This window comes from Georgenia sp. Z1344, from assembly GCF_049856295.1.
Classification (GTDB): domain Bacteria; phylum Actinomycetota; class Actinomycetes; order Actinomycetales; family Actinomycetaceae; genus JB111.
In genome coordinates this window covers 205,071-220,142 of record NZ_JBNDMZ010000003.1, presented here as the reverse complement: position 1 = coordinate 220,142, position 15,072 = coordinate 205,071, and the positions used below count along the sequence as shown (strand labels likewise).

General features: G+C 73.4%; 16 protein-coding genes. 11 read left to right on the top strand and 5 right to left on the bottom strand.

What is annotated here, in order from left to right:
* Positions 1-21: 21 nt before the first annotated feature.
* The 4 genes from panC to ACPYO6_RS04495 are packed head-to-tail and all read left to right on the top strand — an operon-like array spanning position 22 to position 3,958.
* Positions 22-906, top strand: coding sequence for a pantoate--beta-alanine ligase (panC, locus tag ACPYO6_RS04510; protein WP_425713696.1), 885 nt, complete (start codon positions 22-24; stop codon positions 904-906).
* A gap of 20 nt (positions 907-926) precedes the next feature.
* The gene (gene panD, locus ACPYO6_RS04505; protein WP_425713785.1) at positions 927-1,397 is read left to right on the top strand and encodes an aspartate 1-decarboxylase; all 471 of its coding nucleotides are present in this window, start codon (positions 927-929) and stop codon (positions 1,395-1,397) included.
* A 26-nt stretch (positions 1,398-1,423) separates the two neighbouring features.
* Positions 1,424-2,977 carry a lysine--tRNA ligase gene (lysS, locus tag ACPYO6_RS04500; RefSeq protein WP_425713695.1) on the top strand — a complete coding sequence of 518 codons (1,554 nt, stop codon included), beginning with the start codon at positions 1,424-1,426 and terminating at the stop codon, positions 2,975-2,977.
* A 9-nt stretch (positions 2,978-2,986) separates the two neighbouring features.
* Positions 2,987-3,958: an aldo/keto reductase gene (locus tag ACPYO6_RS04495; protein WP_425713694.1), complete on the top strand. Its 972-nt coding sequence runs from the start codon at positions 2,987-2,989 to the stop codon at positions 3,956-3,958.
* A gap of 57 nt (positions 3,959-4,015) precedes the next feature.
* On the opposite strand, the gene ACPYO6_RS04490 is transcribed toward ACPYO6_RS04495, so the two are convergent.
* On the bottom strand, positions 4,016-4,801 hold the full coding sequence (locus ACPYO6_RS04490) for a uridine kinase family protein (RefSeq protein ID WP_425713693.1): 786 nt from the start codon (positions 4,799-4,801) through the stop codon (positions 4,016-4,018).
* 704 nt (positions 4,802-5,505) lie between these two features.
* Here ACPYO6_RS04490 and ACPYO6_RS04485 point away from each other — a divergent pair.
* Both ACPYO6_RS04485 and ACPYO6_RS04480 read left to right on the top strand, forming a co-directional pair.
* Entirely contained in the window at positions 5,506-7,119 is a 1,614-nt protein-coding gene (locus ACPYO6_RS04485; protein ID WP_425713692.1) for an HNH endonuclease, read from the top strand.
* Between the two features lie 57 nt (positions 7,120-7,176).
* Positions 7,177-7,461: a hypothetical protein gene (locus ACPYO6_RS04480; RefSeq protein ID WP_425713691.1), complete on the top strand. Its 285-nt coding sequence runs from the start codon at positions 7,177-7,179 to the stop codon at positions 7,459-7,461.
* Between the two features lie 7 nt (positions 7,462-7,468).
* Here ACPYO6_RS04480 and ACPYO6_RS04475 read toward each other — a convergent pair whose 3' ends face one another.
* On the bottom strand, positions 7,469-8,329 hold the full coding sequence (locus tag ACPYO6_RS04475) for an SMP-30/gluconolactonase/LRE family protein (protein ID WP_425713690.1): 861 nt from the start codon (positions 8,327-8,329) through the stop codon (positions 7,469-7,471).
* Between the two features lie 198 nt (positions 8,330-8,527).
* Here ACPYO6_RS04475 and ACPYO6_RS04470 point away from each other — a divergent pair, with 198 nt between their 5' ends.
* The 5 genes from ACPYO6_RS04470 (at position 8,528) to ACPYO6_RS04450 (ending at position 12,826) form a co-directional block, all read left to right on the top strand.
* Positions 8,528-9,136, top strand: coding sequence for an LppA family lipoprotein (locus tag ACPYO6_RS04470; protein WP_425713689.1), 609 nt, complete (start codon positions 8,528-8,530; stop codon positions 9,134-9,136).
* Complete coding sequence (locus ACPYO6_RS04465; RefSeq protein WP_425713688.1) at positions 9,130-10,794, top strand: alpha/beta hydrolase; 1,665 nt, start codon at positions 9,130-9,132, stop codon at positions 10,792-10,794. Before ACPYO6_RS04470 ends, ACPYO6_RS04465 begins: the two co-directional genes overlap by 7 nt.
* A 42-nt stretch (positions 10,795-10,836) precedes the next feature.
* The gene (locus ACPYO6_RS04460) at positions 10,837-11,367 is read left to right on the top strand and encodes an amino-acid N-acetyltransferase (RefSeq protein WP_425713687.1); all 531 of its coding nucleotides are present in this window, start codon (positions 10,837-10,839) and stop codon (positions 11,365-11,367) included.
* A gap of 135 nt (positions 11,368-11,502) precedes the next feature.
* Entirely contained in the window at positions 11,503-12,420 is a 918-nt protein-coding gene (locus tag ACPYO6_RS04455; protein ID WP_425713686.1) for a hypothetical protein, read from the top strand.
* A gap of 190 nt (positions 12,421-12,610) precedes the next feature.
* Complete coding sequence (locus tag ACPYO6_RS04450; RefSeq protein WP_425713685.1) at positions 12,611-12,826, top strand: hypothetical protein; 216 nt, start codon at positions 12,611-12,613, stop codon at positions 12,824-12,826.
* A 31-nt stretch (positions 12,827-12,857) separates the two neighbouring features.
* Here ACPYO6_RS04450 and ACPYO6_RS04445 read toward each other — a convergent pair whose 3' ends face one another.
* From ACPYO6_RS04445 to ACPYO6_RS04435, 3 genes are read right to left on the bottom strand one after another with little or no spacing between them, the layout of a single operon-like run.
* A complete protein-coding gene (locus tag ACPYO6_RS04445; protein ID WP_425713684.1) occupies positions 12,858-13,559 on the bottom strand; it encodes an alpha/beta fold hydrolase in 702 nt (233 codons plus the stop codon).
* A gap of 41 nt (positions 13,560-13,600) precedes the next feature.
* The gene (locus ACPYO6_RS04440) at positions 13,601-14,035 is read right to left on the bottom strand and encodes a hypothetical protein (protein WP_425713683.1); all 435 of its coding nucleotides are present in this window, start codon (positions 14,033-14,035) and stop codon (positions 13,601-13,603) included.
* 20 nt (positions 14,036-14,055) lie between these two features.
* Entirely contained in the window at positions 14,056-14,982 is a 927-nt protein-coding gene (locus tag ACPYO6_RS04435; protein WP_425713682.1) for an A/G-specific adenine glycosylase, read from the bottom strand.
* Between the last annotated feature and the right edge of the window lie 90 nt (positions 14,983-15,072).

Sequence of the window (15,072 nt, the reverse complement as noted above, 5' to 3'; positions counted from 1 at the left end):
GCCCCCGCGTACCCTTGAGGGATGGACACCCCCCGCCCGATCGTCGTGCGCACGCTCCTCGGCGCGCGCACGGCCCGCTCCGCCCTCACCGGCCGCGTGGCGCTCGTGATGACGATGGGAGCCCTCCACGACGGCCATCTCTCGCTCGTGCGGGAGGCCGCCGGTCGGGCCGAGCACGTCGTCGTGTCCGTGTACGTCAACCCGCTCCAGTTCGACGACCCGGACGACCTCGAGCGCTACCCGCGCGACCTCGACGCGGACCTCGACCTGCTCGCCGGGACCGGCCTCGGCGGCCGCCTCGCCTACGTCCTCGCCCCCGACGACGCCGAGATGTATCCCCGCGAGCCGCTCGTGCGGATCGACCCGGGGCCCGTCGCGGCGGTCCTCGAGGGCGCGACCCGGCCCGGCCACTTCGCGGGCGTCCTCCAGGTCGTCACCAAGGTCCTCGCCACGGTCCGCCCGGACGTCGCGGTCTTCGGCCAGAAGGACGCCCAGCAGCTCGCGCTCGTCCGCACGCTCGTCGACGACCTGAGCCTCGGAACCGAGATCGTCGGCGCCCCGATCCGCCGCGAGGACGACGGCCTGGCGATGTCCTCGCGCAACGCCCACCTGTCCGCGACCGAGCGGGAACGCGCGACGGCCCTGGTCAGGGCGCTGACCGCGGGCGAGCAGCGCGCGGCCGCCGGCGCCTCCCCGGCCGAGGTCCTCGCCACGGCGAGGGGCGCGCTCGAGGCGAGCGACGGCGTCGTGCCCGACTACCTCGTCCTCGTCGACCCGGCCACGTTCCTCGACGTCGACCCCGACCACACCGGCGAGGCCCTCCTCGCCGTCGCCGCCCGCGTGGGCGCGACCCGCCTCATCGACAACCTCACCGTCCACCTCGCACCCAGAAAGGTCACCTCGTGACCCGTACGCCCGCCTCGCTCATGCGCCCGATGATGATCGGCAAGATCCACCGGGCCACGATCACGGGCGCCGACCTGCACTACGTCGGCTCGCTCACCGTCGACGCGGACCTGCTCGACGCCGCGAACCTCCCGCCCGGCCACCAGGTCGACGTCGTCGACATCACCAACGGCGCGCGCCTGACCACCTACGTCATCCCCGGCGAGCGGGGCAGCGGCGTGCTGACGATCAACGGTGCGGCCGCCCACCACATCCAGGCCGGCGACCTCGTCATCGTCATCGCCTACGGCCACCTCTCCGACGAGGACGCACGCTCCTACGAGCCGTCCGTCGTGTTCGTCGACGAGGACAACCGGATCGTCGAGTGCTCGCACGAGCCGGGGCAGGTGCCGGACACGGACCGCGGGAGCGCGCCCGAGATGGAGTCCTCCGGCGAGACGTTCGCGTCCTACCGGGCGGCGAAGGCCCGGCACACGCTGCCGAAGGGCTGAGCGGGCTCTCGGACTACCCTGGCCCGGTGACCGAGACTCCCGAGACCCCCGACGACGACACCCCCGAGCAGGTCCGCGTCCGCGCCGAGAAGCGCGCGCGGCTCCTGGCCGCCGGGACCGACCCGTACCCGGTCACCCTCCCGATCACGACGACGATCGCCGAGGTCCGTGCCGCGCACGGCGACCTCGAGGCCGGCACCGAGCTGGACGACGTGCTCGTCGGCGTCGCGGGCCGCGTGATGTACCTGCGCAACACCGGCAAGCTGTGCTTCGCCACGCTCCAGTCGGGCGACGGCACGCGCATCCAGGTCATGCTGTCGCTCGCCGCCGTCGGGGAGGAGTCCCTCGCGGCGTTCAAGTCCGACGTCGACCTCGGCGACCACCTCTACGTCCACGGGCACATCGGCGCCTCCCGCCGCGGGGAGCTGAGCATCTTCGCCCGCCCCGGGCAGGTCGCCGGCGAGCCCGCCCCCGCCTGGCGGATCGCCGCCAAGGCCCTGCGGCCCCTGCCGAAGACCTACGAGACGGCCGAGGGCGTCGAGTCCTCGCTCTCGGAGGAGGGGCGCGTCCGGCATCGACACCTCGACCTCGTCATGCGTTCCGGGGCGCGGGACATGGTGCGGCTGCGCTCGGCCGTCACCCGCTCGCTGCGCCGCACGTTCGACGCGCGCGACTTCCTCGAGATCGAGACGCCGATGCTGCAGAACCTCCACGGCGGCGCGGCGGCCCGGCCGTTCGTCACGCACATGAACGCGTACGACACCGAGCTGTTCCTCCGCATCGCGCCGGAGCTGTACCTCAAGCGGGCCGTGGTCGGCGGGATCGACAAGGTCTTCGAGATCAACCGGAACTTCCGCAACGAGGGCGCGGACTCCACGCACTCCCCGGAGTTCACGATGCTCGAGGCCTACGAGGCGTACGGCTCCTACGACACGATGGCCGAGCTCACCCGGACGCTCGTCCAGACCGCCGCGCAGGACGCGCTGGGGACCACGCTCGTCACGCTCGCCGACGGCACGGAGTACGACCTCGGGGGCGAATGGGCGCAGCTGGGCCTGTACGAGTCGCTCGCCGAGTCCCTCGGGGAGGAGATCACCCCCGAGACGTCGGAGGAGGAGCTGCGGGCGCTCGCGGAGCGGCTCGAGATCCCGCTCGCGCCGCACCACACGCCGGGCAAGATCGTCGAGGAGATCTGGGAGGCGCGGGTCGGCGACCGCCTGTGGGCGCCGACGTTCGTGCGCGACTTCCCGGTCGACACCTCGCCGCTCACCCGGGCGCATCGCTCGCAGCCGGGCACCGTCGAGAAGTGGGACCTGTACGTGCGCGGGATGGAGCTCGCGACGGCGTACTCCGAGCTCGTGGACCCGGTCGTCCAGCGGGAGCGCTTCGAGGCGCAGGCGCTCGTCGCGGCCGCCGGCGACCCGGAGGCGATGGTCCTCGACGAGGACTTCCTCCAGGCGATGGAGGCCGGGATGCCGCCCGCCGGCGGGATGGGCATGGGGATCGACCGCCTGCTCGCCGCCATGACCGGCGCGGGTATCCGCGAGACGATCACGTTCCCGCTGGTCAAGCGGATCTAGTCTGGATCCATGGACCACGCACGCCTCGGCGCCTCCGGCCTGTCCGTCTCCCGCGTGGGTCTGGGGTGCAACAACCTCGGCCGCCGCGGGACCGTCACCGAGCACCAGGACGGCGCGTCTGCCCTGGTCCACGCGGCGCTCGACGCCGGGATCACGTTCTTCGACACCGCGAACTCCTACGGGCCGGCCACGTCCGAGACGCTGCTCGGGGAGGCGCTCAAGGGGCGTCGGGACGACGTGGTGGTGGCGACGAAGTTCGGGATGAAGGCCCACGACGACGAAGGGCCCGACTTCGGTGCGCGCGGCTCGCGGCGGCACGTCAAGCGGTCGGTCGAGCACTCGCTCCGGCGTCTGCAGACCGACCGGATCGACCTGTACCAGTACCACACGCCCGACGCCGACACCCCGATCGACGAGACGATCTCCGCCCTCGACGACCTCGTGCGCGAGGGGAAGGTCCTCTACGTGGGGCACTCGAACCTGGCCGGCTGGCAGATCGCCGACGCCGCGCACGTGGCCGAGTCGCTCGGCGGGGTGCAGTTCGTGTCCGCGCAGAACCACTACAACCTGCTCGACCGTCGCGCCGAGCAGGAGGTCATCCCCGCGGCCGAGCACTTCGGGCTCGGCGTGCTGCCCTTCTTCCCGCTGGCCAACGGCCTGCTCACGGGCAAGTACTCCGACGGGGTGGCCCCGGCGGGTTCCCGGCTCGCCCTCACGCGTCAGCACCTGCTCGACGACGAGAACACCCTTGCCACGCTGCGGAAGTTCGGCGAGTTCGCCCGTGCGCGCGACCTCACCGAGCTGCAGGTGGCCTTCTCGTGGCTGGCCTCGCGCGGCCCGGTGGCCTCGGTCATCGCCGGTGCGACGACGCCGGAGCAGATCCGGCAGAACGCCGAGTCCATCGCCTGGGTGCCGACCGAGGAGGACGAGGCCGAGCTCGACGAGCTGTTCCCGGCGGTCCCGAAGGTCGCGCCGTTCTGATCGTCCCCACCCGCGCCGCACGCTCCCTGCCTCGGGCACCCCGCAAGGTCGGTGGCGTCAGTCCTCGACGGGCTCCGGCGGCAGCCCGGCGGCCACCCGGAGGATCGTCCGTTCGGCGTCGTCGACCGTTGTTCGACGGGCGCCCTTGGCCACGAGGTCGCGGTACATCGCGGGCTCGGCGAGCGTGAGCGCCAGTCCGCGGCGCACGAGGTTGAGCGGAGGCTTTCTGCCCTCATCCAGGTCCCTGGCCAGGCGGAACACGAAGGTCTGCAGTCGGGGGCGGGTGAGGCACAGGGCGTCGGCGAGGATCCCCTCGGTGCGGCAGGCGTCGATGATCTCGGCGGCGAAGATCCCTTCCGCGACGACGGCACGCGCCGTGCCGAGCTCGATCGTCCTCGAGCTCACGCGCGCGTTCGACGGGATGTCGTAGACCGGGACCTCCACCGACCCCGTGGTCACGAGCTCGACGAGTGCCGCCACGGCCGCGGTGCCGTCCCAGCTGGCGGGGGAGTCCCAGTCGACCATGCCGTGGCGCCGGGGCAGGCCGGGGTGGTCACCGTCGAGGTAGAAGTCGTCGAGGGCGACCGTGGGCAGGCCGAGCCGGCGCGTCAGGCGCGTCTTGCCGGAGCCTGACGGCCCGGTCACGAGCACGACCCGCGCGAGCGGGGTCCGCGCCGCCTCGGGGATGTCGAACAGTGGTTCCTGTGCCGGTCGGGCGGGGGGTGTCGGGGGCGGGTCTGTCGTCGTCGTGCTTGTCGTCGCCGCGGTGTGTCCGGCGCCGCCCGTCGTATCTGTCGCGCCCTCCGCGGGCGTGTGGCGGGTGGTGCGGGCGTCGTCGTCCATCGCCACCTCCGGTCCGTCGGCGGGCCGGTGCCCGCACCGGACAAGGGTAGGCGAGGCGTGCCGGCACGTCGCCCGGCCGTGACTGTCGCGCGGGACCCGCCCCGATCCTCGCGTGTGCCATGCCCGTTGGGTGCGCCGGTGCCGCCGCTTGTGCCTGTGCCTGTGCCTGTGACTGTGACTGTGCCTCTGCCCCTACTCCTGCCAGTGCCTCCAACCCTGCCTCTGCGCCTGGCCTGGCGGCGCGTCGGCGATTCGCCCCACCGTTTGCCCCGGTCCCGATCTATCCACAGGACGCCTTCGTGACGTCTTGTCCACTTATTTCGGTTGATCTCTTGTGGTGTCAGTTCGTTGCGGTAGGCTTGGATCAGTTCGAACACAGGTTCGAGAAACTGGCTCGACGAGGAGGTGGCGAGATGACCGACACGAGTACCGAGACCCACGTTGTTGGCTCGCGCGCGGTCTCTCGATCGCCCCTCACTGCTTCTGGAGCCACGACCACGACCGCTCTCGCGTCGGGGCGTTGCGGCACCTCCACGGCCGGGTCGGACTCCGCGGTTCGCCCCGCAACCACAACGGAGTCCGCCTCTGCGCCTGACGTCACCGCCACGACCGGGCAAGACGCGGCGCCTCGGCCCGCCGACGCTCCCGGGTCCGCGAGTATCCCTGCCGTTCCCGCCGTACCTGCCACGGCTACCCGTACGACCGTGCCCGCTTTTGCATCGGCCCTTGCCACTCGGCCCCCTGGCCAGGCCGGCTCCGCGTCGCGGGCCGGCGGGACGTGGACCGACGCGCTGCTCGGGGACGACGCGCTCGGTGCGCTCCTCGTCGAGCTGTCCGGCGTCGAGGCTGCCGATGAGCCGGGGGAGATCGACCTCATCACACGGGTGGAGTCGGTCAAGTCGGCGCTCGCAGCCGTCCAGGCGCGTGCAGCGGTACGACTCGACGAGCGGCGGCGGGCGGCCGAGGCCGCGCGGGGCGTGCCTGCGCATGAGCGCGGCAAGGGCGTCGCGGAGGAGGTGGCGCTCGCCCGGCGGGACTCGCCGACGAAGGGCTCGCAGCATCTCGGGTTCGCCAAGGCGCTCCTTCGCGAGCTGCCCCGCACCATGACCCTTCTGGAGCAGGGCGACGTGTCGGAGTGGCGGGCCACGCTCGTCGCGCGCGAGACGGCGATGCTCGACGCCGAGGACCGCCGGGTCGTCGACGAGGCCGTCGCGACCGACCTGCCGCGACTGAGCGACGCACAGGCGGCTGCACGCGCGCGTCACCATGCCCGGCAGCTGGACCAGGCGTCGGCCGTGGAGCGGCTCGAGCGGCACAGGCGCGAACGCCGCGTCTCCGTCCGACCTGCGCCGGGCGGCATGGCCTACGTGACGGCGCTCCTCACGCTCACCGACGCGGTGGCGGTCAAGGCCTCGCTGCTACGGGCGGCCGACACCGAGGTCACCGAGGGTGGCGCCGTTGCGCGTACCCGAGACCAGGTGGCGGCGGATCTGTTCGTCGAACGCATCACCGGCACGCGACCCGGACGTCCGGGAGGTGTCGACCTCACCCTGGTGATGACGGACGAGACGCTGCTCGGTGGTGACGAGCCGGCACGCATCCCGGGGGAGGGTCCGCTCGACGCCGCCGTCGCGCGCGGCATCCTCACCGCGGACCAGGCGGGCGACGTCCAGCTGCGGCGCCTGTGGGTCGAGCCGGAGACCGGGCGGATCACGAAGATGGATGTGCGCTCGCGACTCTTCTCCAAACGACTCCGGGCGCTCGTGCTGGCGCGCGACGACCGATGCCGCAACCTGTGGTGCGGCGCGCCGATCCGGCAGGTCGACCACGTGCGCCCGCACGCGGCCGGCGGGACGACGGACGTCGCGAATGCGTCGGGGCTGTGCCAGCGGTGCAACCTCGCGAAGGAGAACGAGGGGTGGTCCCACAGCGTCGACGGCGAGGACCTCACGGTCAGCACGCCGACGGGTCACAGATACTCGACCCGTGGCGGCTCGGCCCTCGCCCAGACGTTCCGGGCGAGCCGGACGGACGCCATGCGTCGGCGATACGCCGAGAGCCGGGCGGCACTTGCGGAGCTCGAGCAGCCGGTCCGTCGCTCCGACGGCGTGGAACGATCGCGGCCGCCAGGCGTCGGAACAAGTGGCGATCCGCCCGGCTGGATCGCGACGGCCGGTGGTGATCCACCCGAGATGGTGGAGCCGGACGATCGTGATTACCTGGACGACCTCGACGACCTGTCCTACGTGGACGACCTGGAGGAGTTCGACGTGCCCGACATGTATGACCTGCCTTATCGCGGGGGGTGGTCGGGGTGAGCCCGTCCCTGACGGGACCATGTCGGGCCGGTCCGGGGCGCGTGGCACGATCTCCCCGTGAGCGACTTCGAGGCCGAGATCAGCCAGCTCGAGACCGCGGCGAGCAACGCCCGAGACGCGTCCGGCGATATCGCCGACGTCGACCTGCCGGCAGCGGTCGACGGGATCGCCACGGCGATGCCTGGTTCGAGCTCCGCGGTGTCGGCGCCAGAGCTGGGGACGAGCTGGACCGGGGAGAAGGATGCGCTGACCGAGGGGCTGGACAACTACGCGGCCGGGCTCGAGGCAGCGGCGCGCACCTACCGCGACACCGACGAGGCGGCGGCGCAGGACTTCGGCTGACCCCTGCTCAGCCCCCGAACGTGCGCACCGGCCGGCCCGGTACCTCGACCCGGATGCGGAAGACGGCGCCGGCCTCCGGCTCCGGGTCGTCGAGCTTTTCCTTGGACGTGGTGACGAACAGGTCGCGGCCGTCCTCGCCGCCGAGAGTGCATGCGGTGACGAGCCGGACGGGCAGGTCGACCGTCGCCAGCTCGGCCCCCTCGGGGGAGTACAGGCGCACCTTCCCGACGCGGTTGAGCGCGACCCACACGTTCCCCGCCGAGTCGACGGTCAGGCCGTCGGGCCGCTCGTCGGAGGCTACGGTCGCGAAGCGCCGTCGGTTGCGGAGCCCGACGTCGGTGACGTCGAAGACATCGGTCCCGCCGGCCGAGGTGTCGTTGTAGTACGCGAGCGAGCCGTCGGGGGAGACGTCGAAGCCGTTGGAGGTCGTCACCCGCTCGACGGCGGTCGTCACGTCCCCGCCGGGCGTGATCCGGTAGAGGCTCGCGACCTCCGGGCTGCGGTCGTAGGCCATGTTGCCCGCGTAGAGGTTGCCGGCGGCGTCGCAGCCGCCCTCGTTCATCCGCAGTCCCTCGTGGCGCCAGAGGGTCAACCACGGTGAGGGCACGGCGTCGGGCTCGTCGGACGTGGCCAGCCCACGCTCGGTGCCGACCACGTAGCCGCCGTCGGCGCGCGGGCGGACGAAGGCGGCGACGGCGGAGCCGGTCGGCAGGCGGTCGACCCCGCCGTCGTCCCGGACGGTCAGCAGGTCCCCGGCGAGCATGTCGACGAACCGGAGCCCGCCCCAGCTCGCGGACCAGACCGGCCCCTCCCCGTGATAGGCGACGGCGTCGGTGACCTGTTCGGGTGCCGAGTGCACGTGTGTCATGGGCCCATTGTCGACCACGCCCGAACGCGGCGCGCCACCCCGGAGCGGGCCTGCCACGTGCTCCCGTCGTCGTCGATGGGGACTTCTCCCCACGCGATCGTTGTCATGGATTCGGCCCTCGGGGCGCGACGTGGAAGATTCGTCCCGTCGGCACCTTGGGGACGCCGACGACGACGGACCTGCCCAGGAGATGCGCGCATGGACGAAGCCGACGGCCCACCGCCCGAGCTGAGGGACGCCGACCTGACCGACGCCCAGCCGACCGACGCCGAGCCGACCGACGCGGACCGGGAGATCACCGACCTGGCCGAGGCCGTCAAGGACGACCTCGATGCCGCGCTCAACGGGCTCACCTGGATCCAGAACAGGCCGCAGCTGAGCACGGCGCGCACCGGTCCGAGAGCGAGCGACCCGGTGGACCGGCACTACACGTTCGGCGTCGCCCGGCACCTCGACGAGGACGAGTGGGACCGCGCGATCGCGATCGTCGCGGCCCACGCCCGCCGGGTGGGGTACACGGGGGCCGAGCTCGCCGTCGACAGGCTCGAGGACCACGAGGCTCGGTTCTACGCCGAGGACGGCCGCATCCTCACCTTCGGCACGGCCACCTCGACGATCTTCCGCGTGACCGTGCGACCGGGCGCCGGCCTGCCGGCGCACATGGGTGGATCAGGCGCGGCGCCAGGGTCCGGCGCCGTCGGCTCCGCCTCGGCCGGCTCGACCTCGGCCGAGCCCCTCATCGGCCCCGCCGGCGCCGACCTCCCGGATGCGGCCCCCGACATCGTCGACGAGGTCCCGCGATGGTGACCTGGTCGGACGTGCGGAGCTGGTCGTCGTCGTCGCTCGCCGCCGAGGTCACCGCGCTCGGGAACGCCCGCGACACGCTCCAGGGCATCGAGGACGAGCTCGACGCGATGGTCACCCCCGCCGGCTGGACCGGTGATGCCGCCACCGCCGCCGGGACCCGCCGCACCCAGATCAGCACCGCCGCGCAGTCGATCGTCTACGAGGTCTCCCTCGTCCGGGCGGCCGTCGACGAGGCCGAGGACTCCGTGCGCACCGTCGAGGACAAGGTCGCCGACATCGACGCGCTCGCTACCAGCCGCGAGGTCACGGTGGGCAGCGACGGCTCTGTCACCGACACCCGGACGCCGCCGGCCCGGTTCGACACGGTCGAGGACCGCGACGCGTACACGCGCGAGCGCCAGGAGGCCGTCGACGTCGTGTCGCAGGCCGTCACCGAGGTCCTCCTGCTCGCCGAATCCGCCGACACGACGCTGGCCGCGGTCCTCGACTCCGCGCACGGCGACCAGCTCGACTCGGGGCACACCGATCTCGCGGCGGCCGCCGCGGCCGGCGACACCGACGGGCAGATCACCTGGCCCCCGCCGCCCGACGGCGACGAGCAGGCCCAGGCGGACTGGTGGGAGTCCCTCACCCCGGCCCAGCGCCAGGAGATCCTCGACGACGAGCCGGACCTCGTCGGCAACCGCGACGGCATCCCGTCCACCGCCAGGGACGAGGCCAACCGCAACCGGCTCGACGGCGAGAAGACCGACGCCGAGGAGGCGCTGGCAGCCGCCGAGGCCTCGGGCGACCAGGGTGCGATCGACGACGCCCAGGCCGCGCTCGACTCGATCACCCAGGTCGAGGAGACGATCGCCCAGGACGGCCGCTACCTCCTCCTGCTCGACACCGAGTCCGGCGACCGGGTCAAGGCGGCGGTCGCGAACGGCGATGTCGACACCGCGGACCACGTCTCCGTCCTCACGCCGGGGTTCACCACCACCGTCGACGGCAGCCTGGCGAGCTACGACAGCCGGATGTCCTCGCTCAAGGGGGTCACCGAGGCCGAGCTCGACCGTTACGGCCACCACGACCAGACGGTGGCGACGGTGTCGTGGCTCGGCTACGACGCACCCCAGTGGGACGAGACGCTGTCCGGCAACTCCGTCGCGCTGTCCGGCGCCGCGCAGCGAGGCGGCGACGACCTCGCGGGCTTCTACACCGGGATCAACGCCTCGCGTCCCGTCGACCCCAACCTCACGGCGCTCGGGCACTCGTACGGGTCGACGACCCAGGGGTACGCGCTCCAGCAGGAGGGCACGGGGGTCGACAACACCGTGTTCATGTCCTCCCCGGGCATCTCGACCGGCGATCTCGACGACTTCGACGTGCCGGGCGACGCGATCTACTACCTCGAGAACGACAACGACCTCATCGCCGACCTCGGCCGGTTCGGGCCCGACCCCACCGGCGTCGACGGCCTCACCCACCTGTCCACGTACGAGGGACAGACGGCGTACGGCGAGCACCGCGACGGCACCACCGGGCACTCCAGCGTCTTCGACGACGGGTCGATGGCGCAGCACAACACCGGGCTCGTCGTGGCCGGGCTCGAGGAGCACGTGGTCTCCGAGCGCGCGCACGAGTTCTGGACCGACCCGGTCGAGTGGCCCTGGTAGCCACGTCCGGACCGTCGGCCGAGGCGGTGGCATGATTCTCCGATGACGTCGCGACCAGGCACGGAGCCCCGTGGCGCGGTCGCCGTCCGGCCCGCGCTCGTGACGGACGTGCGCACGATCGCCAGGCTCGTCCAGCCCTACGCCGCCACGAACACGCTCATCACGAAGGACCTCGTCACCTACTTCGAGTCCGTCCAGGAGTTCCTCGTGGCCGAGGCGGACGACGGCACGATCGTCGGCTGCGGCGCCCTGCACGTCATGTGGGACGACATCGGGGAGATCCGCACGCTCGCGGTGGACGAGTCGTGGCTCCGACGCGGCATCGGCGGACTGCTCCTCCGGTCCCTCGTCGACCGCGCCCGCGCCCTCGGGCTCAAGCGTCTGTTCTGCCTCACCTTCGAGGTCGACTTCTTCGGCCGTCACGGCTTCGAGGTCATCGAGGGCACGCCCGTCGGCGTCGACGTCCAGGAGGAGCTCATGCGCTCCCACGACGACGGTGTCGCCGAGTTCCTCGACCTCGCCCGTGTCAAGCCGAACACCCTGGGCAACACCCGGATGCTGCTCGAGCTGTAGTACCCGGGGGAGGCGCACCGTTCCCCACGACGACGCGGTTCTCTGCATGTCGGAGTCTTTGCCCAGGTCAGGGCAGGACAGAAGTCCCCACGGTTCGGATCTGCGACCCGCGCGGCGTGATTTCTAGCGTGGTGGGTGACCGAGCACGACATCGACACTCCGGTTCCTCGTGGCCGCAGCGGCCACAAGGGCAGGAAGGAGACGACCATCAACGCGAAGGTCACCCAGCGACTGGCGCTCGGCTCGAGCGCGCTGCTTCTCGTCGGCGGGATCGCCGCCTGCTCCGACGATGCGACGGACCCCGTCGAACCGCCCGCCGTCGAGGACTCGCAGGAGCCGGAGGCTCCCGACGAGGACTCGGCCTCCGACGAGGGGGCGTCCGACGGCGTCGCGCCCGGCCAGGAAGGTGCGTCCGACGGCGTCGCGCCCGGCCAGGAAGGTGCGTCCGACGGCGTCGCGCCCGGCGGGGACGGTGGCTCCGAGGGCGGCGTCGCGCCCGGCGAGGACGGGAACGTCCCCGGAGGGGAGATGCCCGACGACGGTGGGGTGCCCGACGACGGTGGGGTGCCCGACGACGGCGGAGCACCACCGGAGGGTGAGGCCCCTGAGGGCGGGGCCCCCGAGGGCGATCCGGCCGGGACCGGTGCGGCCGGCGTCGCGATCCACTCCGACTGGCTCGCCGTTCCGCTGCCCGAGGACTGGAGCGAGTTCGAGGAGGGCGTCTGGTCCGGCAACGACGGTGCTGCGCTGCACCTGAACGACTGCCACGCGCCGGACTCCGGGACGCTCGGCTACAGCGACTGCGTCGACTTCATCCCCCAGACCGGGGACCCGAGTGCGGCCGACCCGGACACCGAGGTCGACATCCAGCAGCTGCAGCCGGTCGCCGAGGGCCTCAACGCCACCGAGATCTCGGTGAGCGACGGCCAGACCGAGATCGTCTACTGGGTCGTGGAGAACCAGGAGACCGAGGAGGTCGCCGTCCTCGAGTACCAGAGCGAGGGTGTCGACGACGCGGTCCTCGAGTCCGTCCGCGAGATGTCGCTCCAGTGACCCGGCGGCACCCGTGACCCGGTAGCGGTCCGACCACGGCGCCGGCCGGTGGGGATCCCCTCCGGCCGGCGCCGCCGCACGTCGGGACCGGGGAGTCCGGCCCGTCGAGCGGCCTGGCGCCGGACCGGGGTCGTCCCTAACGTGGGCCCGGACAGCAGGACGACCCCAGCAACGCCCCGGAAGGACCACGATGAGCTCGAGGACCACCCGCCTGACGACCGCCACCGCAGCCCTCCTCCTCGCGGGCAGCCTGGCTGCCTGCCAGGGCGACGAGCCGGTCGAGCCCGAGGCGCCCGTGGCGTCCGGCGAGGTTGTCCTCGCCGACGGCGGTGACCCGGCCCATCCGCTGCCAGGGGACCCGGCCTACCCGGTGCCCGGGGACCCCTGGACCCCGTTCCCCTGCTGAGCCCTCGGCCCCCGGCTGACGGCCGGCGTCGTCACCGGTCGATCGCCGCCACGACGAGCCGGGCCAGCTCGTCGGGCCGGGTGTACTGCGGCCAATGACCCGTCGGCAGGTCGACGAGCTCGAGGTCCGTTGCCGCGGCCAGCTCGGCGGCGAACGGGGCGCCCGACCCGATCAGCTCGTGGATGACGTGGGACGGCACGGAGGACGCGAGCACGGTCACCGGGATCTCGAGGCGCCGCCCGTCGGTCAGCCGCAGCGGCTGCTGCGCGACCCCGACCGGCACGGGCACGGCGACCCGCTCGATCTCCGCGCGGACCTCGTCCGTCATGTCGGTGAGCGAGCCGTCGTCGAAGAACGACCAGTCCGGCACCGGCACCTCGCCGTCGACCACCGGGAGATCGGGGTTGACCGGCGTCCCGTCCGGGACGGGGAACCCGTCGACGAGCACGATCCGGGCGACTCGCTCCGGCCTGGCGTCGGCGGCGCCCCACACCACGTGCGACCCGCCCGAGTGGCCGACGAGGACGATCTTCTCGGCGTCGGACCCGTCGATCGCCCGGACCGTCGCCGCCACCTGGTCGGCGAGCGTGACGCCCGCCCGGTCCGCCGCGCGACGTGACGTGCCGGGCAGCGCGAGCGGGCGCGGCCGGTGCCCCGCGGCCTCGAGGGCGCCCAGGAGCGGCCCCCACGACGACGCATCGAGCCAGAAGCCGGGGACGAGGAGGATCTCCACGGCCCCGAGGCTAGGCGCAGGGGCCGACATCCGCGCCCCGCCTACCGCGACAGCAGCCGTGCGAGCAGCCCCACCTGGGCGGCGACCAGCGCGCACCCGAGCGTCGGCAGCCACAGTTCGGGCTCCCGCCAGAACCACAGCGCGAACGCGATGCCCAGGGCGAGGACGAGAACCGGCGGGGTGACCCGCAGGACCTTCCGCAGCCGGGCCGCGCCGGGGTCGTCGCCCACCAGTGCCCGGCGGTGACCGAGCGCCGCGAGCACGAGCGCCGGCAGCGCGGCCGCCTGGCCGATGAGCATCATCGTCAGACCCGGCCACGGGGACAGGACGTCTCCGGCCATCGCGGCCAGCCCGAGCCCGAGCACCCCGAGCGCGCCGATCGCACCGGCCATGACCAGCAGCGTCGCGCGCACGGCCCGGGACCCCGGCGGGCGCGCGGGCGCGTCCTCGGGCCCGGGCGGGAGATCGGTGCTCACCGGGGCAGGGTAGTCGCCGCTCAGGGCAGGCCGAGGCCGGTCCCACGCTCGACGACGAGGCCGTCCGCGAGCAGCGAGGTCACCACGCGCGCGGCCTGCTCGGCGTCTCCTGCCCCGCGGGATCCCGCCGCGCCGGATCCCGCCCTACCCATCGCCGCCTCCACCAGCTCGGCCCACGTGTGCGTCGCCCCCGGCTCGGCGGCGCGCAGCGCGGCCATCACCCGGCCCCGAGCCTGGCGATCGGTGCCCTCCCAGGGCTGGCTACGGCGTCGTGCGGCGTGGGTGTCCGCCGGGTACCCGGCGGCCCTCCAGGTGCAACGCCCGGCCAGCGGGCAGTCGTCGCACCGCGGCGCGCGCGCCGTGCACACGAGCGCGCCGAGCTCCATCACCCCGGCGTTCCACGCGGCGGACGCCTCGTCGCCCGCCGGCAGGAGGTCCGCCGCCCGCGCCTGCTCCGCCTTCGCGGGCGCGCCGGGCGGGGGCGCCGCCTCGCCGCCGAGGACCCGGGCGAGGACCCGCCGGACGTTCGTGTCGAGCACGACCGCGCGGCGCCGGTGGGCGAACGCCACGACCGCGGCCGCGGTGTACGGGCCGACCCCCGGCAGCGCGAGGAGGTCGGCCTCGTCGCCGGGGACCTCGCCGTCGTGGTCCCGCACGACCGCCGCCGCACACTCCTTGAGCCGCAGCGCGCGGCGCGGGTAGCCCAGCCGGTCCCAGGCCCGCAGCACGTCCGCCCCGGGCGCGGCCGCGAGGTCCGCAGGCACCGGCCAGCGCGCCATCCACGCCTCCCACGCCGGCGCCACGCGTGCCACGGGCGTCTGCTGGCTCATCGTCTCCGAGACGAGCACGCCCCACGGCGTGGTGCCGGTCCGGCGCCAGGGCAGGTCACGGGCGTGGTCGGCCCAGAAGCCGGCGACGGCGTCGTGGATCTCGCGGTACTCGGGCACCGGGCCAGTGTGCCCCGATCCACGCGCGTCCCCCGCGGTCCTCCGGCGTGCCACCCGGGCGGCGCGGGTCCGCGTGCCTACGGTGGGCCC